The organism is Micromonospora sp. CPCC 206060 (assembly GCF_036906895.1).
Taxonomy (GTDB): Bacteria; Actinomycetota; Actinomycetes; order Mycobacteriales; family Micromonosporaceae; genus Micromonospora.
Genome location: NZ_JBAKHU010000024.1, coordinates 1 through 25140 on the forward strand (window position 1 = coordinate 1; position 25140 = coordinate 25140).

Consider the following 25140-nt stretch of genomic DNA (forward strand, 5'->3'; position numbering starts at 1 on the left):
ACCAGCACCGACGCCGTCACCCGGTACACCTCCACCAGCAGCGGGCGACCCGACACCGGATCGTCGGCATGGGCACGCTGCGCGGCGGCCAGCAGACCGGGCAGGAACGTGACCAACTGCGGGTAACGGGCATGCTGGAAAGTGATCCAGGCATGCTGAACGCTGTTGCTCAACTGGTCGACGGGCAGCGCTTGCATGCGGAGAGGCCGACCCAGGGCGATGTCGTACGCCGACAACGCCGCCCCGACCATGTCCACACCCTCGATCCGGCCGGTCACCTCGGCAGGTGGGGTGTCCCGACCCAGCAACACCGCCGCGTCGATCCGCAGCACCGCCGCGATTTCCTCGATCGTGGACACCCGATCCAACGACCGCACACCCCGCTCGACCTTGTCCACCCAGCTCTTCGACTTCCCCAACCGGTCGGCGAGCACCTGCTGCGACAACCTCCGCCGACCACGCCAGTACGCCACCCGCCGACCAATCGGCAACAGATCAGCGTCCACGACGCCACCGCCGCTCCGGCACCGCTCGGGTCGTCTCCTCCACCGGTACCCGATCCGCCTCGGCCTGATCGAGCAGCCGCCGCTTCGCCGCCTCCCGCTCCGCCTGCTCGACCTGCTCACCCTGGCGCACTGCCGGTTCGTCGCCATGACCCTGCATCCCCACCTCCGTAGACAGGGGCGCGACACCGTACCTGTGGAAGATCGAGAGTCACCGCGCCCGACACCAGTGGCCTGCCACAAAAGGAAACAGCAGGTCACCGTACCGATACAGATTGGTGTTACCGGGGGTGTGATTCCAGGTGCGGGCAGTGCGACAGACGCATCCGACCGGAGCCAGTCGGACCGCATGTACCAGTCAGCGCGAACAGCCCATCAGATCAGCCAGCTTTGCCAGCTCGTCCGTCATCGCTCGGCGGCGCCCTGCCGCGATCCGGTCCACGATGTCCCGCGCGTACCGCTGCTGCCGCAGCCAGGTAGGCGCCATGTCCCGCAACTGCGTCAGCACCACCGTCGCCTTCCCGTACCGCCGGAGGTCCGCATACGCCCATGCCACGTCCAGACGGTGCCGTCGCCATGCCGACCTGCTTGTAGTGGGGGCAGGCGGCACCAGCTCCGACAGCTTTAGCACGCGGCCGGCGTCGCCGGCCACAGCCGCCGCCTCCACCCGCTGCATCTGCACCTTGGCGGTGTCGAACCCTCCAACCAGCATCAGGCGATCGGAATCAGGCACGCGTTCACCGATCCGGACCGCAGCGGAGGCCGCAGCGTCAACCAGGTCGCCTACCGCGTCTGGCCGGTTGTCCCTGGCGTACGAGGCGGCGGCGCCCAGTAGCAGCCAGCCCCATGCGGCGAGTTCAGAGGCCGTTGCCCGGGAAAACCGTGGCTCGACCTCGTCAGCGGTGGTCACTGCCAACTCGGCCGCTTCGGAAATCCGGCCCTGGCGCATCAGCAGCCAGCACATCGTCTGGACGACCGTCGCCGCCACCACCTTGTCGTCGGACCGCTGTGCGGCGTCCAGAGCCCCGGACAGCGCCGTCTGCGCCAGGTCATCGGCCCGCAACTGGATCAGCAGCCCTCCGGTCAGGCGCTGGGTGCGGGCGAACAGGTCGTACGCCTCCGCCCGTCTCTCATCGCTGGCGAGACTGACGGCAGCGCGCGCATTCAGCAGCAACGGAGGTAAATCCCTCAATGAGGCCGCGTAGTCCCCGGCGTTGTAGACCCGGTCAGCGGCGTACAGGTTGGCACGCAACGTATCGAGACTGGGAGGTTCGTCAGGCGGAGCGAGCATCGGAACGTTATTGAGCCCCCGTACCGGGACAACCGCCCGGCGGATCTCGGCCAATGACAGCGATTGGTGGTCCGGCTCCACCCGAGCAGCGGCCTGCGACGCATCACCAAGCAGTGCAGTGGTCTGTACGCGGAGGGCGCGAGCGAGTGCGTGCAAGGTGTCGAGACGGGCAGTACCCCGGCTGCCCTGCTCCAGCTTGCGGATGACCTCGACGCTGACCCCGGATCGCTCGGCGAGTTGCTCCTGCGTCAGCCTGGATTCACGACGGATCGCCGCAAGGCGATCACCGACGGTGGACTTCGTCATGCCGTCTCCCGTTGAGGACTGGGCCGCGACCCGCCGACCTCCACCTCGGCGAGCTGCCACTACGGACGGTACACCCGTGCCCTGCTCTCAGCAGGTGTAGTGACGCGCCCAAGCAGTAACGCGGCCGGAAGCCGGAGAGCCGAGCACCGCAGGCGGGGATGGGGTGCGATCGACAGCATGTCGTGACCCCGGAGGACGGGAGTGAACCGGTGACGCTGGTACCGGAAGAGACCGACACCTTCGTCGCGGCCACGTCGCGACTGAGCGCCGATGCACTGGACACGGTACGACGTGCGGTCGCGGCAGCGACGGCCGCCGGCAGGCGCGGTGCCGGCGCTGCGAAACTGCCGGCTGCCCACTTCAGAGCACCGGCTCCCGGTCAGCCACCGAGTCCGGCGTCACGGGCCCGCGCGATGGCCTGGCTGCGGCTGCTCACCTGCAACTTGACCAGGATGTTCGACAGGTTGTTGCGTACCGTCTTCGGGCTGAGCCCGAGCCGGTGGGCGATCGCCGCGTTCTCCAGCCCCCGGGCCACCAGCGTCAGGACCTCCCGTTCCCGGTCGGTCAACTGGGGGAACGGGTGGGTCGGAGCGGTACGCGCACCGGACAGCAGGGCGGTGGCCTGCGCGGCGACGGCGGAGCCGAGGATCATCTCGCCGTTGGCGATGGACCGGATGCTGCGTTCCACCTCCGCCGGACTGGCCCCCTTGAGCAGGTACCCCCGGGCGCCGGCCCGCAGCGCGGCGAACAGCGACTCGTCGTCGTCGAGCATGGTGATGACGAGCACCCCGACCTGCGGGGTACGCCGGGCGATGATCGCGGTGGCCTCGATCCCGGAGCGCTCCGCGAAGTGCAGGTCCATCAGCACCACGTCGGGCAGTTCCGCCTCGACGACGGCCAGCGCGGTGTCCACGTCCGCGGCTTCGCCGACGCACCGCACCCCGTCCAGGGTGGACAGCAGCGCGGTCATGCCGAGCCGGAACACCGGGTGGTCGTCGACCACCACGACCCGGATGGATTCGGTCATTCGTGTCGTCTCCGGGTCGGAATGGTGAGGGTGACCGTCGTACCGCGCGGTGGTCCGACGGTGGAGGCCGGACCGATGGTCAGCGTGCCGCCGACCCCGGTCGCACGTTCCCGCATCGACTGCAGTCCCACCCCGCCACCAGCGGCGGTGGGTGGTCCGCCGCCGTGGTCGGCGATGGTGATCTGGATGCGGTCCGGCTGGTTACTGACCGCCACCGTGCAACTGTCCACCCCGGCGTGCCGGTGGACGTTGCGTACCGCCTCGGTGACCACGCCGTAGACGGCGGTCGCCACGTTGTCCGGCAGGGCGTCGAGCTGGCCGGGCGTCTGCACCCGGACGTCCAGTCCGGCAACGGCGTACCGGTCGCGCAGGGTGTGCAGGGCCGGGATCAGTTCCCCGTCGGACAGGACCGGCGGCAGCAGGTCGCGGGCCAGGTCACGTACCTCGTCGGCGCGCTGGGTCAGCTCCACGATGAGCCGGTCGAGCAGCTCCCCGGCGGCCGCCGCGTCGCGGTGCAGCAGATTGCGGGTGGCGGCCAGGCCCAGCCCGATACCGCTGAGCGCCGGTCCCAGACCGTCGTGCAGGTCCCGGCGCAACGCGCGGCGTTCCTCGTCGCGGGCCTCGGCGAGGCGGGCCCGGGAGCGGCTGAGCGCCTCGTTGGTGGCGGCCAGGTCGACCACTGCGGCGACCACGGGGGACAGGTCGGCCAGGGCCGAGACCGCCCGGATGTCGAGCCGTTCCCCGGGACGCGGCCAGGCGATCAGCTGACCCACCCGGCGCTGCCCGCTGACCAGGTCGATGGTGGTGAAGGCCGGGCTGGTCGGGCCGGGCTCCCGGTCCCAGTCCCGGTGGCGGTGGGCCCCGTCCCCGTGGGGCCGGTCGTCGCCGGTGTCGGGAGCGTGCCCCCCGACGTGGGCGGTACTGGTGAAGACCGTCGGTGGTCGGGCCTGGTCGGACGGGTCGGGGGTGTCGACGATGATGCCCACCCGGGCCAGCCGAAGTGAGGTGGCGATCGCGGTGGCCACTGTCTCGATCATCCGTTCCCCCTTTTCGGCGGTGCGCAGCCGGTGCGCCAGGTGCCGCATCGACGGCTCGGTGCCGTCACCGTGGATGAGCCGGTCGATCCGTCGTTGCACCCACTCGCGTACCGGTTGGAAGGCGGCGGCCAGCAGCGCCGTCACCACGATCTTCGGGGCGAACGAACCGGCCGGCAGCATCCGGTCGAGCAGAGTCACCGCGCCGATGTAGGTGGCGATCACCCCGGCGGTCATCAGCAGCCAGACCAGGGTGCGTCGGACCGCGAGGTCGATGCCCCAGAGCTGCTGCCGCAGCACCACGGCCAGTACGGCGGCCGGGAAGAACGCCTGCGAGGCCAGCATCAGCAGCGGTGCGGCCCGATCCGGCAGGAAGGCGGCCCAGTCCGGCGGCGAGATCATCACGAACGCCACGCAGAGCAGGACGCTACCGACGGTCAGCCAGCCCATCCCGTGCCGCTGCCGGACCGGCCCGGTGCGCCACCGCCAGGCCGCTCCGGCGGCGGCGACCAGCCCGAACGGCACCAGCAGCGGCCCGACCACCGGGAACAGTGCGCGGTGCAGTGCCCGCAGGGCGGGATCGTCCAACGGGAAGAGTCCGTACGGCGCCGGGAAGGTCAGCACCAGCCACTGGTTGACGACCAGGTAGGCGGTGCCGACGGCCAGCGCGGTACGGCTGAACCAGCCCAGCGGCCGGTCCGGTAGCAGCCACGGCAGCAGCACCATCAACGCGTAGAGGCCGGGTACCCAGACCCAGCGGTGGGCCCCGGTGAGCACGGTCGGTGCCCACAGCGGCGGGTGCTGCGCGGCCAGCAGCTCCCACTGGCGGGAGAACGCGGCCAGCGACCCACCGACGGCGACCGCCGCGGCGATCCAGCCGGCCGGGTGTGCCCGCCGGCTCAGGACGACCCAGGCGACGCCGCCGTAGATGATCCCGTCCATCAGGTCGACCAGCGAGTAGAGCTGGTCGGTGGTCATCGGTGGCAGGACCAGGAACCAGCAGGTCATGGCGGCGGCGGACAGGACGCCGCTGACCACGGGTACGGCCCAGGCGACGACCCGACGCGCCGGGCCGGACCTCGGCCGGGACACGGCGATGCGGGCCGTCGGGACCGGCGCCGACCGGCTGGTGCCGATGCGGTACGGGAAGGACACACGGGGATTCTTCCCCCGCCGGTCCAACGACCGGAAGGGCCGCCGTCCCAACGGGTCACCGGTGTCGGCCGTCCGGTCAGCGACGCTGTCCCGTCCACCCGGGACCGCCGTCCCTGGTGCCCGGGTTCCGGTCCCGCCCAGACTGCCCGGCGTGCGGCCCGCAGTGGCGCACGACGCGGGAAGGAACCCATCACCATGGACAGTGCAACCACGGCGCCGCACGTTCTCTGCGGTCCGATGGTGCGCCGGGTCGACCCGGGCAGCGTGACGGTCTTCGTCGCGGTCCGCTCCACCGGCACGGTCACCCTGACCGTGTTCGAGGCGGGCGCGGCACCGACGTACGACCGGGGTGTGCAGGTGGCGACCGGCAGCCGGACCACCGTGACGCTCGGCCGTAACCTGCACGTGGTCGCGGTGACCGCGACCGGGGCCGGTCTGCTGCCCGGCCGGCTCTACGGCTACGACCTGGCCTTCGACGGCGGGGCAGACGCGTGGCCGAGCCTCTTCTCCGACGGTGCGGTGGCCGTCGACGGCGCCACCGCCCAGGGCCTGCTGACCTACGCAGGTGACCCCCGCTCGGTCGGCGGGGCGCCGGCCTACCCGACCTTCGCCACGCCCCCGGCCGACCCGGGCCGGCTGCGTCTCTTCCACGGGTCCTGCCGCCGGCCACACGGTCTCGGCCGGGACGCGCTGGTCACCCTGGACCCGGTCATCGCAGCCGTGGCCGGGGACCCGGACCGCCGCCCGCACCAGTTGGTGCTCACCGGTGACCAGATCTACGCCGACAACGTCGCCGACCCGCTGCTGTCCATGGTGCTCGGTCACGACCGGGTACCCGCCCGCGAGGGCGAGCCGGAGATTCCCGCCCGCGCCGGTATCGCCGACGACCTCGGCATGTCGCCGGAGCCGCTGCCCGACGGTTCGACCACGACGCCACCACTGGACCGGCAGTTCCGGCCCGGCACCCGGGCGGTCACCCTGTCCCGGACTGCGAAGTTCACCTCCGGCGAGGCGGACAGCCACCTGATGTCGCTGCGCGAGTGGGTTTGCATGTACCTGCTGGCCTGGTCGGACCAGCTCTGGCCGGTGACCTTCCCCCGGTTCGAGGAGGTCTTCCCGGCCGAGACCCGGATCATGAAGGAGGAGCGGGGCCCGGACGGCAGCGTCTACGACCGGATGCGCGCCGGCCGCCACTACGTCCTCACCGCGCAGCAGAAGCCGATCGTGGACCGCTACCTGCGCTGGCAGCAGCAGGCGATCCAGCTCAAGGCGTTCCAGGCCGGCCTGGTCGCGGTACGCCGGGCACTGGCCAACGTGCCCAGTTACCTCATCGCCGACGACCACGAGGTCACCGACGACTGGAACATGACCCGGGAGTTCGTCACCGGCGCGGTGATCGGCTCGGAACTGGGCCGGCGGATCGTCCGCAACGGGATGGCCGCGTACGCGATCTTCCAGGTCTGGGGCAACGACCCGCAGCGTTTCGCCGCGCAGGGCGCCGCCGGCGAGCCCGGTCGGGAGCTGCTCGCCGGCACCGCCGCCTGGCTGGCCGCGCCGTCAACCGCCGACGACGAACGGATGCGCACCCGGCTGGGCCTGCCCACCGAGATCGACCGGTACGGTGTCCCGGTCCGCCCGGCCGGGGCGTTGACCTACCACTTCTCCGTCACCTGGCCCCGCTACCAGCTTCTCGCCCTGGACACCCGCACCTGGCGGCAGTACCCGGCCGGGGACGGACACCCCGGCGGGCTGCTGCTGGCCGACGCGCCGCTGGACGAGATGGTCCGCGGCGGCGGGGTGCTCGGCGACGACGCGGTCACCGTGGTGGCGCAGCCGATCGCGCTGTTCGGCATGCCGGCGGTGGAGCAGCTGGTCCAGCCGGTACTCGCCGCCTTCGCCCGGTACGACGCCGACTACCAGGACACCTGGGCGCACAGTGACGCGGCCACCCACAAGCTCCTCGGGCGGCTGTTCTCCGCCGCCCCACCCGCCCCGGACGGGGTACGCCGCCGCCGGATCGTGATGCTCGGCGGGGACATCCACTTCGGCTTCGCCGAACGGATCCGCTACTCGGCGACGCTGCCGTACGCCTGCGGCCCGGATCCGGCCCACCCGTTCCAGGGGGTCAACCGTACCGAGGGGGTGATCGCCGGGTTCGTCTCCAGCGCGTTGCGCAACGAGTCCGACGAGACCCACTGGCTGCACGACCTCGGGTACGTGCCGCTGCTGGACCTGATGCCCGGCCTGGACCTGGTCGGCTGGGCCAACGAGGCGGTCGCCCCGGCCGGACAGCGGTTCCAGGCCGGGAAGCAGGTCAGCGTCGCCGCCGACGCGGTCTCCGGCTGGTGGGTGTCCGGCCGGCCGGCGGTCAGCGACTACGACGGTCTGAAGCTGCTGTCCCGATCCCCGGAGTGGCACGTCCAGGTGCGCTACGTCCACCACGACGAGGCCGACCCGCAGGTCGACCGGGGCGGCACCGCGCAGCCGGTGCTCGATCCGACCGGACTGCCCCGCGAGCAGGCCCTGGCGCAGTACCTGGCCGCCGCCCGCAACCTCGACGGCTACCTCGGGAAATGGGGCAACGGTAAGGAGATCGTCGGCTACAACAACCTCGGCGAGATCACCTTCGACTGGCCGGCGGGGGAGGGCAAGTCGGCCACCCAGCGGCTCTGGTGGCACCTGCCCGGCGAGGAACGGGCGGCCCCGCTGACCGCGTACCGGGTGGACCTGTCGTTCGGCTGCTCGTTGACCCTGACCCCGCCCTACGGCGGTTACCTGCTGCGCTACGACGATCACGACGCCACCGCAGGTGGGAAGGCCCGCTACGACGGGGCGGAACGACCGGCCGCGGTGGTCACCGACACCTGGGTGGCCCGGTTGCAGGCCGACCTGGCCACCCTCGGCTTCGGTCCGGCGAAGACCCCGGGCCGCTACGACGCGGCAACCTGGTGGGCCGTCCGGGAGTTCCAGACCTACGCCCGCCGGGAGCGGGTCGCCCACGAGCCGGCCGACGCCACCGCCACCCGGTACTCCGACCGGCTGGTACCCGTCGACGTGCCGGAGGCCGAGCGCTACCTGGGCCCGGTCAGCGGGGTGGCCGACCTGGCCACCCAGGTGGCCATCCGGCACTGGCGGGACCGGCGCTGGCGCTGCCCGGTGGTGGTGGAGGCGTGGCAGGTCGCCGGTTCCGCCCCGCAACGGCTGGTCGCGCCGAACGTGTGGCGCGCCGACGAGGCGGTCCCCGCCGACCAGCGGCTCTACTCCCGGGTGGTGACCGGGCGTCCGGCCGGGGCCGGCCCGGCCCCGGCCGGGCACCCCGACCTGATCCCGCTGGGCGGCTGGACCGCCGTCCCGGACCTGCCCCAGTGGGCCGGCCCGCTGGTCGAACCGACCGCCGAACTGCTTCCCGAGGCACTGCTGCCGCCGGCGGCCGGGCAGAGTACCGGCCCGTCGCTCGCCGGTCTGGTCACCGCCACCGGCAGCGCCGACGCCGAGGTCGCCGAACGGGCCCGCCGTCAACTGTCCACCTTCAAGGTGCTCCGGGCGGTCGCCGAGAACAGCCGGCCCGGCTCCGCCGGTGCCTGGTTCGACGTGCTGGTCGGCGCTGACGAGGCGATCCTGCGACTCGGTCCGTTCGCCTGGCCCGCGCACGGACCGGCCACCGCCCTGGTTAACCTGCCGCTCCCGGTCGACATGCGGGCCGAACCCGGTGTGCTCTGGGCCTGGCTGGCGGCGCTGCGCGCCACTGACCGGGACGCGTACGAGGCGCTGGGCGGGTCGGCCGGGCTGACTGCCGTCCCCGGGTTCGGCCGGGACGGCGCCGGCCTGCTCTTCCCCGAGCTGCGCCTCAGCCGGGCCCGGGCAGCGATGAGCGACTCCACCGGTGGTGCCGGCGAGCCGGTCGTGAACCTTCTCGAACTGCGGGAGCTGCGCGGCTGGCACTGGGTGCACCGGTTCGTGCTCGCCCTGCGCGGCCACCCAGGGGTGCGGCGCAGCATCTGGTTGTTCGCCCGGCAGGGGCTGCACGACCTGCTCCGCACTCCCTGGGACCCGCCCGCCGGCACGCCCAGCGTGCCGGACGTGCCCGGCGCGGACGGCAATCCCCGTCGGGTCCGCATCGGTGACCTGTTCACCTCCGAACGCGCGGTGGCCCTGCTCGCCTGTTGGCAGGCGTACCGGGCGCACCAGCTGGTCGGTTTCGGGGTGCCGAACACCGGCGAGCCCGACGCGGAGCGGCTCCAGCCCCGGGCCGCTGCCGAACTGCGCGACGTGCTGACCCGCGCCCGCGCCGCCGGGCCGGATTTCACCGGGCCGCCGACCGGGTGGACCGACGCCCACGAGACCGCGCTGCTCACCGCGATCGACCAGGTGACCGGTACCGACCCCGGCCTGTCCGCCGCACTCGGTGCGGTGGCCGCCTGGCCGACCTGGCCCGGTGGGACGGCGTACCAACTGCCCGTGCCGGTTCTACCGGCGGACGAGCGGACCCTGTCGCCGGCCCGGGGCTCGCTGCGCCTGGACCTCAGCGACCTGCCCCGGGTGACCCCGTGAACCCCGGCCGCCCGGACCACACCGCCCCGGACCACACCGCCCCGGGCCGGCCCGGCCCGCAGCGGAGCGAAGGAGAACCGCAGCCGTGAGCGACGCACAACCGTCCCGCAACCTGCTGGCCGTGGCCTGGGGTGAGGTCCTGACCCTGGTCGAGCCGGTCCTCGCCAGCGCCGACCCGTGGCGCCGTGCCCGGCTGATGCGGGCGCTCGGCTGGGACCTGGAGGCGATCAGCGGCGTCGACGCGCACACCTTCGAGGAGTGGGTCGACACGATCCGCCCGGCGCTGGAGGCGCTGGGCCGCGCCCTCGACGAGTCGAAGTGGGACTCCCTGGGCGCCATCTCGGACACCGGTTCGGCGGTGGGCAAGGCCATCGGCCGGGTCGGCGCCCTGCCACCCGCGCTGAACGACGGCAACCTGCCCGACGTACCCGGCCTGCCGGCAGCCCTGGCCGACGACCTGATCGACCATCTCGTCCTCACCTACCTGCAACGTCGGGTGGCCTGGGCGGTACCCCTGCTGGTCCTGCTCGGGCTGGTCACCCCCACCGCGGAGGCCGCGCCCAGCCCGCCGATGCCGGCCGGTGACGCGCCGGTCCGGCTACCCCGACGGCGGGCCGCCCTGCACCTGGACCGGCTCGTCGACGTGGTCGCCGACCCCGGCGGCTACCTGCGCGGCCTGTACGCCCCGGACGGGCTGGACACCCCGGAGAAGGTCGACGCGATGAGCGCCCGGCTGCTGCCCCGGCTGGCCGCGCTGTTGCAGGCGTTCGGGGTGGACGCCGCGCACGGCGTGCGGCCCGGGATCGGCCCGGATCTCGGCGAGGCCGGGCTGCGGCTGGCCGACAACCTGCTGCGGGTGCGGTTCGGCCGGCCCGACGGATCGACCCCCGACGGTTCGGCTCCCGCCCTCACCGGCGACCCGGCCCCGGCATCCGCCCCGGCAGTGGCGGCGGACCTGCCGTACCGGCTCGGCCTGACGCTCGCCCTCACCAGCTGGGACGGCCGCCTCACCGCCATTGTGGCGCCCACCGGCGAGACCCGGCTGGCCGGCTCCTTCGGCAACTGGAACGTCACCACCGCCCTGACCGGGGCCGGTGCGGCGGTCGCGGTCAACTCGGCCGGGGTGACGGTGACCGACGGCGGACCGGAGGTACGGTTCGACGCCGAGATCGCCCGGATCGCCCCGGCGGACGAGGCAGGGTGGCTGATCGGCGCGCCCAGCGGCACCCACCTGGCCATCGGACAACTGGTGCTGCGGGGGCGGGGCGCCCTGGGCACCGGGCGCGACGACATCGACCTCACCGTGCACGCCGGACGGGCCGAGCTGGTGATCGCACCCGGCGACGGCGATGGACTGCTGGCCCGGCTGCTGCCCGCCGGTGGCCTGCGGATCGGGTTCGACCTCGGCCTCGGCTGGTCGTCACGGACCGGTGTGCACCTGGCGGGTGCTGCCGCGCTCAGTGCCGACTACCCGCTGCACCTGCCGTTGCCCGGCGGCAGCCTGGAAGGGCTGCGGCTGGCCCTGACCGCCGACACCTCGACCCGTACGGTCAGCCTGACCGCCGCCACCACCCTCAACCTCGCCATCGGTCCGCTGCGGGCGGTGGTCACCAACACCGGGGTACGCCTCGACCTGTCCTTCCCGGCCCCCGCGCCGCCCGGCACCGCAGAGCCGACCGCCGGCAACCTGGGCGGCGCGGACCTGGTACCCCGGTTCAAGTCGCCGGACGGGGTGGGCCTGTCGGTCAGCAACGGCATCGTCAGCGGAGGCGGCTACCTCTTCGTCGACGAGACCCGGGGCCGGTACGCGGGTGTCCTGGCGCTCAGCCTGTCCACCAAGGACGGCCTGGCCCCGGCCCGTGGCATCGCGCTCCAGGCCACCGCGATCCTGGACACCCGCCAGCCGGACGGCAGCCGGTTCACCGACACCGACGGCAACTCCACCTTCTCGCTGCTGATGGTCGGCACCTTCCAGTGGTACCCCGGACTGCCGCTGTTCTGGGGCATCACGATGACCGGCCTCGGCCTGGTGGTCGGCCACAACCGGCGCAGCAACCCCGAGGAGATCGGCAACGCCGCCCGCGCGGGCACCCTGGACAGCCTGCTCTTCCCGACCGACGTGGTCGGCCGGGCACCGGCGATCGTCGCGGCACTGAGCCGGATCTTCCCGGCTGACCCCACCGGCACCGTCATCGGGGCGATGGTGCGGCTGGAGATGCTGTCCGGGCAGATCGTCGCGGACCTGGCGGTCGTGGTCGAGTTCCCCGACCCGGTGCGGATCTCCGTACTCGGCCGGCTGGTGATCGACTTCAAGGTCGCCGGGCGGCTCCGGCTCGACGCGGCCGGTGTGGTCGACCTCAGCCGCAAACAGGTCGATCTGCACGCGGGTCTGGTCGACTCCCGGCTGTTCGGGCGCCCGGCCTCCGGCCAGATGCTGGTGCACGCCAGTTGGGGTGGGCAGAAGTCGTTCGTGGCCACCATCGGCGGCTACCACCCCCGCTACATTCCACCGGTGAACCTGCCGGTGCCCAGCCGGTTCACCATCCAACTGCTCAAGAGCACCCAGGGCATCACCCTCAAGGCGTACCTGGCCGTCACCAGCAACAGCGCTCAGTTCGGTGGCGAGGTGCTGGTGAAGTTCGCCGGCGGCGGCTTCGTCATCGACGGGCGGGCCACCCTCGACGCCCTGTTCCAGTTCAAGCCGTTCTGGTTCGACGTGGCGCTCACCGCCCGGGTGTCGCTCACCTTCAAGGGCACCGATCTGCTGGTGATCGACCTGGCCATCGCGCTCAGCGGCCCGGGGCTGTGGCACGGCCGGGGGCACGCCAAGATCAAATTCCTGTGGTGGGAGACGTCGGCGAGTTTCGACTGGCGGCACGGTGACAAGCCGGTCGAGCGGGACCCGAGCAACGTCAACGTGGCCGGGCTGCTGGGGGAGGCACTGTCCGCAGCGTCGGCGTGGGAAGCCGGACCGGGCCTGCCCGGGCCGGAGGCGGTCACCCTGCGCAGCGTCACCGACGCCGGGGACGCGCTGCTGCTCGCCCCCGGCGCCACCCTCGCGGTACGGCAGAACCTCATCCCGCTCGACGTCGAGCTGACCCGGTTCGGCACCTCCCGGATCACCGGACCCAACCGGTTCACCATCAGCGAGGTCCGGGCCGGCACCGGCGACGGCGTTGTCAGCGGCACCCTGGGCCAGACGATCATGGACGACTTCGCACCCGGTCAGTTCCAGGACCTCAGCCCGGAACAGCAGTGGATGATGCCGGGCTTCGAGCGGCAGGCCGCCGGCCGGCACGTGGCCCTACCCGACCGCACGGCGCTGCCGGATGGCCCGCTCACCGTCTTCGTCGGGCTGGACGGCGACGACGCGTACGACCGGGCGATCATCGACGATCCGGCGGCGGCCGGTCGGGAGATGCCGGCGACGGTGACCGCGCCGACCGCCCGGTGGGTCGACCCGGCCACGGCGGACGGGGCCCTGCTGGCCGCCCCGGCCCCGCCCACCGGAAACCTGCTGGCCCGGTTCGCGGCCAACGGCCCGGCCGCCCGTGCCCGTACGGCCGGCGCCGCCCGGTTCGGCGGGGCCGGTCTCGACCTGGTCGACCGTGGCCCCGCCTGGCTTCCCGTGCGGAACCGGTCCGGTAACCGCCGACCGGTCGGCACCGGCACCGTGGCCGGCCGGTCGGCCGTTACCGGCACGGCTGCCGCCCCGGTGGCGACCGCGACCCGGGCCGCCGAACTCGCCTCCGGCGGTGACCGCTCCCGGCTGATCCGGCGGGCCAGCGTCACCGTCGGCACGCCGACCATCGCCCCCGTCCACCACGAGAAGGTGTCCTGACCATGGGTGGTCTCCGTTTCCTGCCCTGGGTACGCGACGGCGTCGCCCGCCTGATCGCCGCACCCGACCCGCTCTCCGGGGCGCTGCCGCACCACCGTCCCGAGGTGTCCCTCTCGGTGACCGCCCGGGGCACCGGGCCCGACCAGGACCAGCCGGTGGACGTCGTCGGTACCGCCACCGCCCTGCTGCACGGACCCGGCGACGTGACCGGCCTGGCCGGGCAGCAGGTGATCCGCAGCCACCCGGCCCCCGGCACGGACAACGCCGACAGCACGCTCTTCGCCGCCGTCGAGTTCGACCGGCCCGACCTGCCCTGGCTGCACACCCCGGCCGGCCCGGACGACCAGGGCCGCCTGCGGCCCTGGCTGGTGCTGGTGGTCGTGCCGGCCGGTCCCCGGGGTCGGCTGGAGCAGGTACCCGGTGAACCGCTGCCCCGGCTGCACACCGTGGTCGGTGAACTACCCGACCTCGCCGAGTCGTGGGCCTGGGCGCACGCCCAGGTGCTGGTCACCGAGGAGACCGAGGACGTCGCCGAGGTGATCGCCCACGCGCCGGAACGCACCCTGTCCCGCCTCATCTGTCCCCGGCGGCTGGCCCCGACGCCCGATCACCCGGCCACCGATTTCCTGGCCGCCGTCGTGCCGGCCTTCGACGCGGGCGTCCGGACCGGGCTCGGCCTGCCGGTCGACGCCGGCCCGCTGGTACCCGCGTGGGGCCCCGGATCACCCGCAGTCGATCCGCAGACGCCGCTGGTCCTGCCCGTCTACCACCACTGGACGTTCCGTACCGGCCCGGACAGCGACTTCGAGTCGCTGGCCCGCCGGCTGCGGGCCCGTCCGCTGCCGGCGGACGTGGGCCGGCGCCCGGTGGACATCGGTGCCGCCGGCGGTGGTCTGCCCGCCATCGAGCCACCCGGCGTCGAGGGCCGCTCGGTACTCGGCTTCGAAGGGGCGCTCGCGTCACCGGCGATGACCCCGACCGTCTGGCAGCCGACCGTCGCCGGGCCGTGGCAGGCGCGGATGGCCGAGCTGCTGGAACACGTCGGGGACCGGCTCACCCCGCCGCTGTACGGGGAGATCCACACCCAGGAGGGGCACGTGCCGCCGGACGGTGCGGAGCCCCGCTGGCTGGCCGGGCTGAACCTCGACCCGCGCTACCGGGCGGCGGCCGCGCTGGGTACCCAGGTGATCCAGAAACACCAGGAGGACCTGGCCGCCGCCGCGTGGGCCCGGGCGGCCGAACTGCGTGCGGTCAACGAGCGGCTGCGCCGGGGACAGGCCAGCCGGGACAGCGCGGAGGCGCTGTTCACCCGGCGGATCGACCCCGACGCACCCGGACGGGCCCTCGCCGACCACGAACTGGTCGCGTTGACCCGCCCGGTGCACGACCTGGCGCAGACCCCACCGCCCGCCGCGCTGACCGGTACCGCCACCGCAACGACCGGTACCGCCACCGGGACGCTGGACGGACTGCTGGACGGCAACGAGGGGGCACGGGCCGCCACGACCGCACCGTTCCGCCGGCTGGCCCGGCCACGCGGTCCACTGGCCCGCCGGCTGCGGACCGCATCGGCACCGTCGGCCGCGCTGCGGCGACTGGCCGACGGGACGAGCCCGGTACCGCCCGCCCGGATCCCGGCCGGTGGCACGGTCTTCAACGCGCTGGTACCGACCGGACAGGGCATCGGCCAGCTGACCCGGACCGTGATCGAGGCAGCCGAACCGTGGTGGCGCACCACCACCCCGATGGCACCCGTCGCCCTGGCCGCCCTGGCGGCAGCGGCCGACGATCCGGTGACCACCATGGCCAGCAACGGCGGTGACCTGCTCGGCGCCGACCGGTTCTTCGTGGCCGCCGGTGACGGGCGGCTCTTCGAACGCCGCCGGCTCGACGGCGGGTGGGTCTGGCGGGACCACGGTGCCCCGCCCGGCACCACGGTGGCCACCTCCGGGGCCGCCGTCGCCCCCGACCGGGTGTACGTACGCACCCACGACAGTCGGCTGTACGAACGCCGCTGGGACGGTGACCGCTGGGTGTGGCGGGACTGCGGCGGCCCATCCGGCGGTACGGCCAGCCGGCCCACCGCCCGGGGCACCGACATCTTCGTGCTCGGCGCCTCCGGTGACCTGTACCGGTACGACACCGGCACCGCGGCGTGGTCGTCGCTGGGCCGCCCCGGGCTGGAGGCGGGGGAGCGGCTGTGGGGCTCACCCCGACCGACCGGAGACGGCGTCTTCGTGGCCACCTCCACCGGCCGGCTCTTCGTGCACACCGGCCAGTGGGCACCGGCCAACCCGGCCGGTGCGCCGCCGGTCTGGGGTTCCCCAGCCGCTCTGCCGCACCCGTCCGCCTCGGGGTACGGCGGCTTCTCGTACCTGACGCCGACCGGTGCGCTGGTCAACCGGTTCACCGGCACCATGGGGGTCTCGGTCCGGGACCACGGCCGGGTCAGCATCACCGGTGGGGCCCAGAACCTGTCGATCGTCTCGCTGGGCCAGCAGGTGGCCCCCTTCGGACTCGACGAGTCAGCGGTGATCCTCGTCCTCGCCCGACCCGACGCTGATCCGGCGGACCTGCGGCTGTACGGGCGGTACCAGTGGCACAACGACGGAACCGGTGTCATCGACCGGTGGTGGGGCGAGATCGGCCGGCCGGACGGCGGCCTCGCCCCCAACCGGCCCGGTCCGGTGGTCGGCGACGAACGCGACGGCGAGGTCTTCCTGCGGACCACCGACGGACGGCTGGTCTCCCACGGCTGGGGCAACCGGGGCCCGGGGTGGGTCGACCACGGGCACCCGGCCGACCGGCGGGGTGCCGGACCGGACAGCGCCCCCGCCCCGGCGGACCTGCGCTTCGCACCCCGGATCGGGCTGCTCTCGTCGCTGCTGGTCAGCCACACCGTCGACGAGGGGACCGGCAGCCGGTTCCGCTTCCAGGCCGTCCACCACCTCGATGAGGAGGGCCGGCTGCGGGAGACCACCCCCACCGCACCGGTGGCCGGCCCGCTCACCGGCGTACCGGCCATCGCCACCACCGTCACCGCCCGGATGTCCACCAGTGGGCAACCGTCCCACCTGTTCGCGGTGGCGCTGCTGCCCGGAGACACCCCGGGTACCCGGCGGCTGGCCTACTGGGTGGGCACCGGGATCGCGGCCGACGGCACCGCCGCCGGCGGCTGGACCGGCCCCCATCCGCTACCCGACCCGGTCAGCGGCAACGCGGTCGCGCTCGCCGCCACCGTCGCCGACCTCGACGGCGACGGGCTGCCCGAGCTGATCGTCGGGTATACCCGTACCGAACCGGGGACGACGGCCCGCCAGGTCTGCTACCGCATCGGCTGGGAGCTGGACACCACCGGCCGGGTCACCCGGGGCTGGACCGACTCGCGGCCCGTCCCGGGGAGCTTCGGTACGGTCGGCTCACTCAGCCTCGACGTGGTCGACATGACCGGTGACCTCACCCCGGACCTGCTGGTCTTCGTCGCCGGCACCGACCCCGCCGGGACCCCGGTGGCTCGCTACCGCACCGGCCGGGGCATCAACCGGCGCGGCCGGATCCCGGACACCGGGTGGACCGCCCCCCGGCCGGTCCCCGACGAGGCGGCGGTGGCTGCCGGCACCGGTGCCGCGGTGGCGGTCGCCGACATCACCGGCACCCGCCGGCCGGACCTGGTGGTGGCCCACCGGTCCCGGCAGGGCACCCTCACCAGCCGGGTCGGCTTCGACCTGGACCCCGAGGGCCGGCCGGTGATCTGGAGCCCGGCGCAGGTCATCTCCGGCATGGCCGACGCCGCCGCCGGACGCGGCTGCGCGCTGCTCATCGCCGACCTGCGTGCCGACCTGGTGGCCGACCGGGCACTGATGGGGGACACCTTCCTCGACGCCGCCGCCAACCACCAGGACCGCCTGGCACCGGCCCAGGCGCTCGCCACCGACCCGCGTCCAACCCGGGTACCACTGGCCGTGGCGGCCGCCGCGGTCCGGCAGACCGTCCGGCCGGAGACCGCCGTACCCGGCGAGGTGCTGGCCGGGCTGACGGTCGGCGACACGCCGCTGGCGGCGGCCCTGCCGGACACCGGTGACCCGCTGCGGCGGCTGCTCGCCGGGCTCACCTTCGACGTGCCCGCCTACGAGCTGCTGCGCGACCTGTCGCAGGAGCACATCGTGCCGAACCTGCCCGCCGTGGCCCCGGAGACGATGACCGCCCTCGCCGTGAACCCCCGGTTCATCGAGGCGTACCTGGTCGGACTGAACCACGAGATGAGCCGGGAGATGCTCTGGCGGGGCTTCCCGACCGACCCCCGGCACACCTGGTTCCGCCGGTTCTGGGACGTACGCGGGGCCGGCGGCACACCGTCGGCCGACATCCCGCCGCTGACCGACCCGGCCTGGCGCCGCGGGCCGCTCGGCAGTCACCTGACCGGCGTCGACAACCCCGACGAGGAGAATCTGGTCCTGGTGATGCGGGGCGAGGTGCTGCGCCGGTTCCCGTCCACCGTGGTCACCATGCGACGGGCCCGCTGGATCGGCCCGACCCTGCGGGAACCCACCGGCGGGGACATCCTGCCGACCTTCCACGCCGAACTCTCCCCGGACCTGCTGCTGTTCGGGTTCCCGTTCACCGCCGACAAGGCCCGGGGCGCAGCGGACCACAGCGGCGACCCCGGCTGGTTCTTCATCATGCGGGAACAGCCCACCGCACCCCGGTTCGGCCTGGACGCCGAGCCGGACGGCTGGACCCCACCGCCGACCCCGCCGCCCTGGACCGGCCCGCACTGGGACGACCTGCACTGGGGGCTGCTGCCCGCCGGGGCGACCCGGCTGTCCCCGTACGCCCCGAACCTGGTCGACGTCACCCTCGACGGCGCCCGGTTCGGCCGCAACGCCGCCGACATGGCCCGGGTGGCGCTCCAGCGGCCCGTCATGCTCGCCCGCCACGCCAGTGACCTGCTGCCCCCGCCGGAGACCCCAAAATGACCCCGCCAGCACCCCTGTCCACCGCGCTGACCGACCAACCGTGGAGCCTGTCCACCGGATACCCGGTGGCGCTGCTGCCGGTCCGCCTGGAGACCCGGTTCGCCGGTACCACGCTGCACATCCGGGTGTACCCCGACCAGATCCACATCGACAGCCACGAACCCGAGCTGACCGAAGCGGAGCGGGCCGCCGGCCACGCCTACTGGTGCGGACCGACCGGTACCACCCCCCGGACGCTGCCGGCCGAGACGGACTGGAACGCCCTGGTCCGGCAGTTCGGCGAGGCCCGGGCCGGCTGGATCGCCCGGGTGATGGAACCCGACCCGGCCACCGGGACCGTCCCCGACCCGCTGGAACGACCGGCGCCCTGGTGCCGGCCGGCCCGGGTCCGGCTGCTGCCGACCCGCTGGTACGCGGTCGGGCGCACCGCCGACGGCACCCTGTTCACCGGCACGTCCACGCCGGTCACCCGGGACCTGGCCGCCGGACCCGACCCGTCCGCCACCGGGGCCGCCGCACCACCGACCGGTGACCCCGAGGCGATCCCGGTCGACGCGGGAATGCGCTGGATGGTGGACCACCCGACCGCCACCACCGCCGGGATGGCCTTCACCGTGCCGGTACCCGCCGACGCCGACGGGCGTCCCCGGCCGGTGCAGCGGTTGCTGGTCTTCGGCGTCGACGCCGACCGGGCACCCGAGGTCGCGGCGGCGGACCTGGCCCGGCTGCTGGAGGCGCACGCCGCCACCGACGGGCTGGCCTTCCTGCCCCCGGGTACCCCGACCAACAACACCGAGACCGTCACCGTCGCCACCCGGGCCCCGGTCGCCCCGGTCACCGGCGTCGACGTCGTACCCGGCGGCACCGGGCCGACCGTGACCACCGCCGCCGCGCTGACCAGCCGAGCGCTCGGCGTACCCCTGGTCGCGGCGGCCGGCGACCTGTTGGCCACCACCCGGCGGCGCCCGGTCCGCACCGACACCCCGACCGCGCTGGCCCGCGCCGCCGACGCCGACCGGGACGAACGCCGGCTGACCCGGCTGGTCCGCCGGGCGCTCTGGCCGGCCGGACCGGGCAGCATGCTGCGGCACCTGCTGCCGGTGGCCACTCCGGCCGAGCAGCGGCACCTGCGTGACCACTTCGTGGACCACGTGCACCCCGAGGGACCACTGCCGACCCTGCGCATCGGCGCCCAGCCCTACGGCCTGCTACCGGTCGCCGCGCTGCGCGACTGGCAGCCCACCGGCCCCGGCGAACAACGCGCGGTCACCGTCCTGCGCAACCTGTGGCAGCAGGTCTGGCTCGCCGCCCCGGCCCCGCGCATCAGCCCCGGCCTGGCCGACCCGGAACGGACCATGCTGGAGATTCTGGCCACCGACGCCCGGGTACTGGAGGTCCGGGCCCGCAGCATGCTCGGCAACGAGTACGTCAGCTGGCTGTGGCGGTTCGCCCGGCTCGACCTCGGCCCCGCCTGGCGCCAGCAGGTCGTCGAACCGGGCCGGGCCCTGCTGGCCGCGCTCGGCCTGGGCGGTCCGGTCGATCCCCGGCTGTCCCTGGCGGTCTTCGCCCGGGAGGCGTTCGCCCTGGCCACCCCGCTGCTGGCCGAAGCCGGCCCGGCGCAGGCCACCCGGATCCGCGCCTACCTCGACGCGCTGGCCGCCGTCGGCCTGCGCGGCGACCGGATACCGGACCGGCCGGAACCGGACGGCCCGGTACCGCTGTTCCACCGGCTGCTGCGGGCGGCCCTGCTCGCCGAGCACTCCGCCGCCGCCGACCTGCTCGCCGGGACCGTCGGGTTGCCGGCCGCCGCCGAGATCCCCGAGCCCGAACTGATCGACGTCCGCCCGCACGAGGTGAGCACCACGCTGCGCCGCCGACTGGCGGCCACCGTGCCCGGTGCCGGCCGCACCGTCGCCGACTACCTTGCCGGTGATCCCGGCACCGACCCGGTACGCCAGCAGGTCACCGCCGACCTGCGGGAGTTCCGGGCCGCGTTGACCGACCTGTCCACCGCGCTCGCCGGCACGGACCGGCTCGACCCGGCCGACCTGGATCGGTACGTCCGTGGCACGCTCGGGCTGACCGCCCACCGGCTGGACGCCTGGATCACCTCGCTGGCCACGAAGCGGCTGGAACAGCTCACCGCCGCCCGGCCCGCCGACGTACCCGACGGCGTGCACGTGGGCGCCTACGGCTGGGTCACCGACCTGCGTCCGGCACCACCGCCGACCCTGGTCGACCGGCCCGCGCACGTACCGTCCACCGTGGCCCCGGCGCAGGTGGTCGCGGCGCCCGCCGACGCCGGGCACGTGCACGCCCCGTCCCCGGCCCAGGCGGTCACCGCCGCCGTGCTGCGCAGCGCCTGGCGGTCCCACGGCGGCGGCGACGACAACCCGGCAGCGGTGGACCTGTCGTCGCGGCGGGTCCGGCTCGCCGGGCAGCTCCTCGCCGGCATGCGCAACGGCCAGGCCCTCGGTGAGCTGCTCGGCTACCGCTTCGAACGGGGCCTGCACGACCACCCGCAGGGGCCGCTGGACCATTACGTACCGGCGTTCCGGACCGTCGCCCCGGTCCGCGCCCACCGGGTCGACCCGGCCGCCGACGGCACGGTGACCATCGCGCCCGTCGAGGAGTCCACCGCGGTGACCGACGGGCTGGAGCTGCACCGGCTGTACCGGGCCGGCGCGCTCGCCGACCTGCTCGACACCCTGCCCGGTGCGGACCGGCCCGCCCTGGAGCAGGTACTCGCCGACCTGGCCGACCTGGTCGACGCGGTCGCCGACGTGCTGCTCGCCGAGGGTGTCCACCAGTTGGCCGCCGGGGACACCAACCGGGCCGCCGCCGCGATGGACGTCCTCTCCGGCGCGGCAGGCAGCCCACCCGAGCTGCACGTCACCCGCACCCCGGCGGGTGGTATCACGGTCACCCACCGGGTCGCCCTGCTGTTCAACATGGACAGCCGGTTCACTTCCCGCCGCACCGACTGGCCGGTGGCGCGGGAACAGCAGCCCCGGATCATCCCGGCGGCGGTCGACGCGCTGACCGCCGCACTGCTGCCGTCGGCGGGGCGGGTGTGGTGGCGGGCACGTTGGCACGCGCCGGACGGCACCGGCAGCACCGGCTGGGTGGCCGGCAGCCTGGACCGGCTCCAGGCGGCGGCCGTGGACCACGTCGCCGCCCCGCCGCACCCGGGACGGCCCGACCAGGCCGACCTGGACCGGCGGATCGGGGAGGCCAGCTGGACCGCGCTGGCCCCGGCCGCGGTGACCGCCGACTGGCGGCTGGAACTGGACTACGACCGGGACCCGGGCTGGCCGGCCGACCGGATCAGCCTCGGCGAGTTCCTCGCCGCCGTCGCCGCGCTGCGTGACCTGTTCGGCCGGGGACGGGAACTGCTCGCCGCCGACCTCGGCGTCGACCCGGAGGCGCCGGTGCAGGTCGACACCACCACCCGGGAGCAGGCCACCGAGCTGTGGCAGCTCGCCCGGACCGCCGCCACCGGACTCGACGCGACCGACCCGGAGGCTCCCGGCGGGGGCGGGGACACGGTACGGAACCTGCTGCGCACCGCCGCCGGGTTCGGCGTGATCGGGGTGTACCCGCCGCCGGGACCGGATGCCGGGACGACGCTGGCCGAGGCCGTCGGCTACGCCGCCGGGGAGCTGCACCGCCGGATCGCCGCGCACTGCCGGCTGGTGGCCGAACTGCACGGCCGCACGCCCTGCGCCGAGGGCGCCTGCACCTGCGTACCGGCCAGCGACTTCGACGATCCGGCCGCGTCGCCGGAGCGCCGCCGGGAGCTGCACACCGCCCGGGTCCGGGCGCTGCTCGGGCCGGACCTGCCGGTGCTGTCGCAGACCCGGGCCCCGGACCCGGCCGCCCTGGCCACCGCCGTGGCCGCCAGCGACAGCCTCCAGGGTGGCTCACCGCATCCGGTACGCCGCTGGCTGGCCCGGTACGGCCGGGTCCGCCCGGCGGTCGGCCGCCTGCAGGAGGTGCTCACCTTCGCCGACGCCCTCGGCGCCGGTGGCGCGGTGCAGGTCCCGCCCCGGATCCGGGTCGCCCAACTGCCGTACCGACCGGACGACCGGTGGGTGGGGGAGGCGGCGCCGGCCGCCGACACCCAGCCGGTCTCCCTGGCCCTGGTCGGTCTCGGCGACGTCGACCCGCACCAGCCGGTGCACGGCCTGCTCGTCGACGAGTGGACCGAGGTGGTCCCCGACGGCCGGGTACGCACCGGACTGACCTTCGAGTACGACGCTCCGGCCGCCGCCGCCCCGCAGGCGGTGCTGCTCGGGGTCAGCGCCGACGGGGCCGCCACCTGGCAGCCGGCCGGACTGGCCCAGGTGCTCGAGGAGGCCCTGGACCTGGCCGTGGCCCGGGTCACCGACCTGGACTCGCTCGGTGCCGGCGGCCAGTTCCTGCCGGCGCTCTACCTGCCCACCAACGTCGCCGAGCCGGAGACCACCACCGACTTCGTACCCGACGCGGCACCCGCCCCGTCCGCCTTCGAGGAGACCCGATGAGCCAGACCGTCGACGTCAGCACGGCTGCGACCGTCGACGTCCCCCCGTCCTCGGCGGTGACCGGACCGGACACCGTGCCGTCGGTGACCACCTGGACCCGGTTGGAACCCCGGACCCGCCGGGCCGACCTGAGCCCGGCCCTGGAGGCCCGGACCGCCGATCCACTGTGGCTGCTGGCCCGGCAGTGGCAGCTCGGCGAGTTCACCGGGGAGGACGCCGGGTCACCGGTGCTGGCCCGGGTGCAGGCGGAGGTGGCCCCGCTGACCCGCTACCGTCCGGGAACGGCCTTCGCCAGCGCGGTCGACCTGCCGCCCGCGACGCCGCTGGAGGCACTGGTCGAGCGGGAGGGCATCGACACCACCGACGACCTGCGCTTCTCCGCCGAGACCGGGCAGCAGTTCCTGCGCCTGCTCACCGAGACCGGGGCCGGGGACCTGGGCCCGGCGGTCACCGCCCGGTACCCGATCCCGGCGGTCCCGGCGGACACCCCCTCGGCCGCCGATCCCGCCACCGTCGGCTACCTGCGGATCGTCGCCGGCCGGGTACCGCACGGCGACCGGCTGCTGCGGGCCTGCGCCGCCGGCACCCTGGAGGGTGACCTGTCGGTGCCGGCCGATCGGCTCACCGCACTGCGTGCCGCCGTGGCCGCCTGGCTCACCTGGCTGGGCGTGCCAACCCGCCCGGTCGGCCCGCCCGACGGTTATCTGCTCCAACTGCCCGCAGTGATCTCCCCCGGGGTGGACCCCCGGCCGGCAACCCCGCCCTGGCCGCCGGCGGACTTCCATCCGCTGGCCAGCACCGCCGGACTGACCGGCAGCGCCTGGCAGCGGGAACGGATGGAGTACGACTTCGCGGTGGCCGCCGCCGGGGTCGACGGCGAGACCGTGCTCACCGCCCACGAGTACGACGGCGACCGGCTCGACTGGTACCACTTCGACCACGATCCGGGCGCGACGTTGCAGGCCAAGCGGGCCAGTAGCGACCTGGTCCGGGTCACCCTGCCCACCCCGGTCAGCTACGCCGGCATGCCGTCCACCCGGTTCTGGGAGATGGAGGACTCCCGGGTCAACCTTGCTCAGGTCGGGGCGGGCGCCACCGACCTGGCGCGGATGTTCCTGCTGGAATACGGACTGGTCTATGCCAACGACCACTTCCTGGTCCCGCTGGACCTGCCGGTCGGCTCGGTCACCCGGATCCGGTCGCTGATCGTCACCGACACGTTCGGGGTGCGGACCCTGGTGCCGGCTGCGTCGGGCGGGCGGGGCTGGGCCCTGTTCCGGCCGTCCACCCCGGCCGGGGAACCCAGCGAGGTGCTGGTACTGCCGGCCACCGCCGCGGACACCGTCGACTCCGAGCCGGTGGAGGCGGTCCGCTTCGGCCGGGACGAGATGGCGAACCTGGCCTGGGCCATCGAGGAAACGGTCACCGGTGCCACCGGGCGGGGCATCGACCGCACCGCGCAGGTCGACCGGGCGGCGGTGCCGGCCCGTCCACCGGTGCCCGACCCGCCGCCGGTCGACCCGGCGACCGGGCTGCCGGTGACCGTGCCCGAGCTGTCCTACGCCTTCGCCACCACGGTGCCGGAGAACTGGGTGCCGCTGATCCCCACGGCCGTGCCGGAGCGCCCCGGCGCGGTACGACTGCGCCGGGTCCCTCTCCAGCAGCCGAACCGGGACGGCCCGCCGGTCGCGGTGACCGGCCACAGCCGGCTGCTCGACTGGCGGACCCGGCCGGACGGCACCGGCCCGGTCGACCTGGCCGTACCCGAGGAGGAGATCAGCCGCGCCGGGATGCGGGTGCTGCGGCACTGGCAGGCGGCCCGCTGGGTGGACGGGTCGGTGCACCTGTGGCTGGGCCGTACCCGCCGCCCCGTCGGCGGTGACCTGGCCAGCGGCCTGCGCTACGACGTCGTGGAGCCACGCTGACCGGC

Annotated in this window: 10 protein-coding genes; 5 read left to right on the forward strand and 5 right to left on the reverse strand. The window is 74.4% G+C overall.

From position 1 onward, the window contains the following. The 5 genes from V6U90_RS16785 to V6U90_RS16805 form a co-directional block, all read right to left on the reverse strand. Window positions 1–506: helix-turn-helix domain-containing protein (locus V6U90_RS16785; RefSeq protein WP_334436946.1), on the reverse strand; the 506-nt coding region annotated here is incomplete at its 3' end. Continuing rightward, window positions 496–663, reverse strand: a complete 168-nt coding sequence (locus V6U90_RS16790; RefSeq protein WP_334436948.1) for a hypothetical protein — start codon at window positions 661–663, stop codon at window positions 496–498. The genes V6U90_RS16785 and V6U90_RS16790, both read right to left, overlap by 11 nt. A 198-nt stretch (window positions 664–861) precedes the next feature. Next, entirely contained in the window at window positions 862–2100 is a 1239-nt protein-coding gene (locus tag V6U90_RS16795) for a helix-turn-helix domain-containing protein (protein ID WP_334436950.1), read from the reverse strand. A gap of 379 nt (window positions 2101–2479) precedes the next feature. Beyond that, window positions 2480–3127: a response regulator transcription factor gene (locus tag V6U90_RS16800; RefSeq protein ID WP_334436952.1), complete on the reverse strand. Its 648-nt coding sequence runs from the start codon at window positions 3125–3127 to the stop codon at window positions 2480–2482. Continuing rightward, window positions 3124–5316, reverse strand: coding sequence for a histidine kinase (locus V6U90_RS16805; protein WP_334436954.1), 2193 nt, complete (start codon window positions 5314–5316; stop codon window positions 3124–3126). Before V6U90_RS16805 ends, V6U90_RS16800 begins: the two co-directional genes overlap by 4 nt. Before the next feature lie 195 nt (window positions 5317–5511). Here V6U90_RS16805 and V6U90_RS16810 point away from each other — a divergent pair, with 195 nt between their 5' ends. From V6U90_RS16810 to V6U90_RS16830, 5 genes are all read left to right on the forward strand, one after another. Then, window positions 5512–9867 (forward strand): peptidoglycan-binding domain-containing protein, encoded by a 4356-nt coding sequence (locus tag V6U90_RS16810; protein ID WP_334436957.1) that lies wholly within the window; start codon window positions 5512–5514, stop codon window positions 9865–9867. Window positions 9868–9952: 85 nt separating this feature from the next. Then, window positions 9953–13708 (forward strand): DUF6603 domain-containing protein, encoded by a 3756-nt coding sequence (locus V6U90_RS16815; RefSeq protein WP_334436960.1) that lies wholly within the window; start codon window positions 9953–9955, stop codon window positions 13706–13708. Window positions 13709–13710: 2 nt separating this feature from the next. Continuing rightward, the gene (locus V6U90_RS16820) at window positions 13711–18684 is read left to right on the forward strand and encodes a hypothetical protein (protein ID WP_334436963.1); all 4974 of its coding nucleotides are present in this window, start codon (window positions 13711–13713) and stop codon (window positions 18682–18684) included. Further along, window positions 18681–23210: a hypothetical protein gene (locus tag V6U90_RS16825; protein ID WP_334436965.1), complete on the forward strand. Its 4530-nt coding sequence runs from the start codon at window positions 18681–18683 to the stop codon at window positions 23208–23210. The genes V6U90_RS16820 and V6U90_RS16825 overlap by 4 nt, the downstream gene beginning before the upstream one ends. Continuing rightward, window positions 23207–25135 (forward strand): hypothetical protein, encoded by a 1929-nt coding sequence (locus V6U90_RS16830; protein ID WP_334436968.1) that lies wholly within the window; start codon window positions 23207–23209, stop codon window positions 25133–25135. The genes V6U90_RS16825 and V6U90_RS16830 overlap by 4 nt, the downstream gene beginning before the upstream one ends. Window positions 25136–25140 lie beyond the last annotated feature (5 nt).

Excerpts from the sequence above, each read along its gene's own strand:
- V6U90_RS16790 (WP_334436948.1), bottom strand. The coding sequence starts at position 663 with ATGCAGGGTCATGGCGACGAACCGGCAGTGCGCCAGGGTGAGCAGGTC.
- V6U90_RS16795 (WP_334436950.1), bottom strand. The coding sequence starts at position 2,100 with ATGACGAAGTCCACCGTCGGTGATCGCCTTGCGGCGATCCGTCGTGAA.
- V6U90_RS16800 (WP_334436952.1), bottom strand. The coding sequence starts at position 3,127 with ATGACCGAATCCATCCGGGTCGTGGTGGTCGACGACCACCCGGTGTTC.
- V6U90_RS16810 (WP_334436957.1), top strand. The coding sequence starts at position 5,512 with ATGGACAGTGCAACCACGGCGCCGCACGTTCTCTGCGGTCCGATGGTG.
- V6U90_RS16820 (WP_334436963.1), top strand. The coding sequence starts at position 13,711 with ATGGGTGGTCTCCGTTTCCTGCCCTGGGTACGCGACGGCGTCGCCCGC.
- V6U90_RS16825 (WP_334436965.1), top strand. The coding sequence starts at position 18,681 with ATGACCCCGCCAGCACCCCTGTCCACCGCGCTGACCGACCAACCGTGG.
- V6U90_RS16830 (WP_334436968.1), top strand. The coding sequence starts at position 23,207 with ATGAGCCAGACCGTCGACGTCAGCACGGCTGCGACCGTCGACGTCCCC.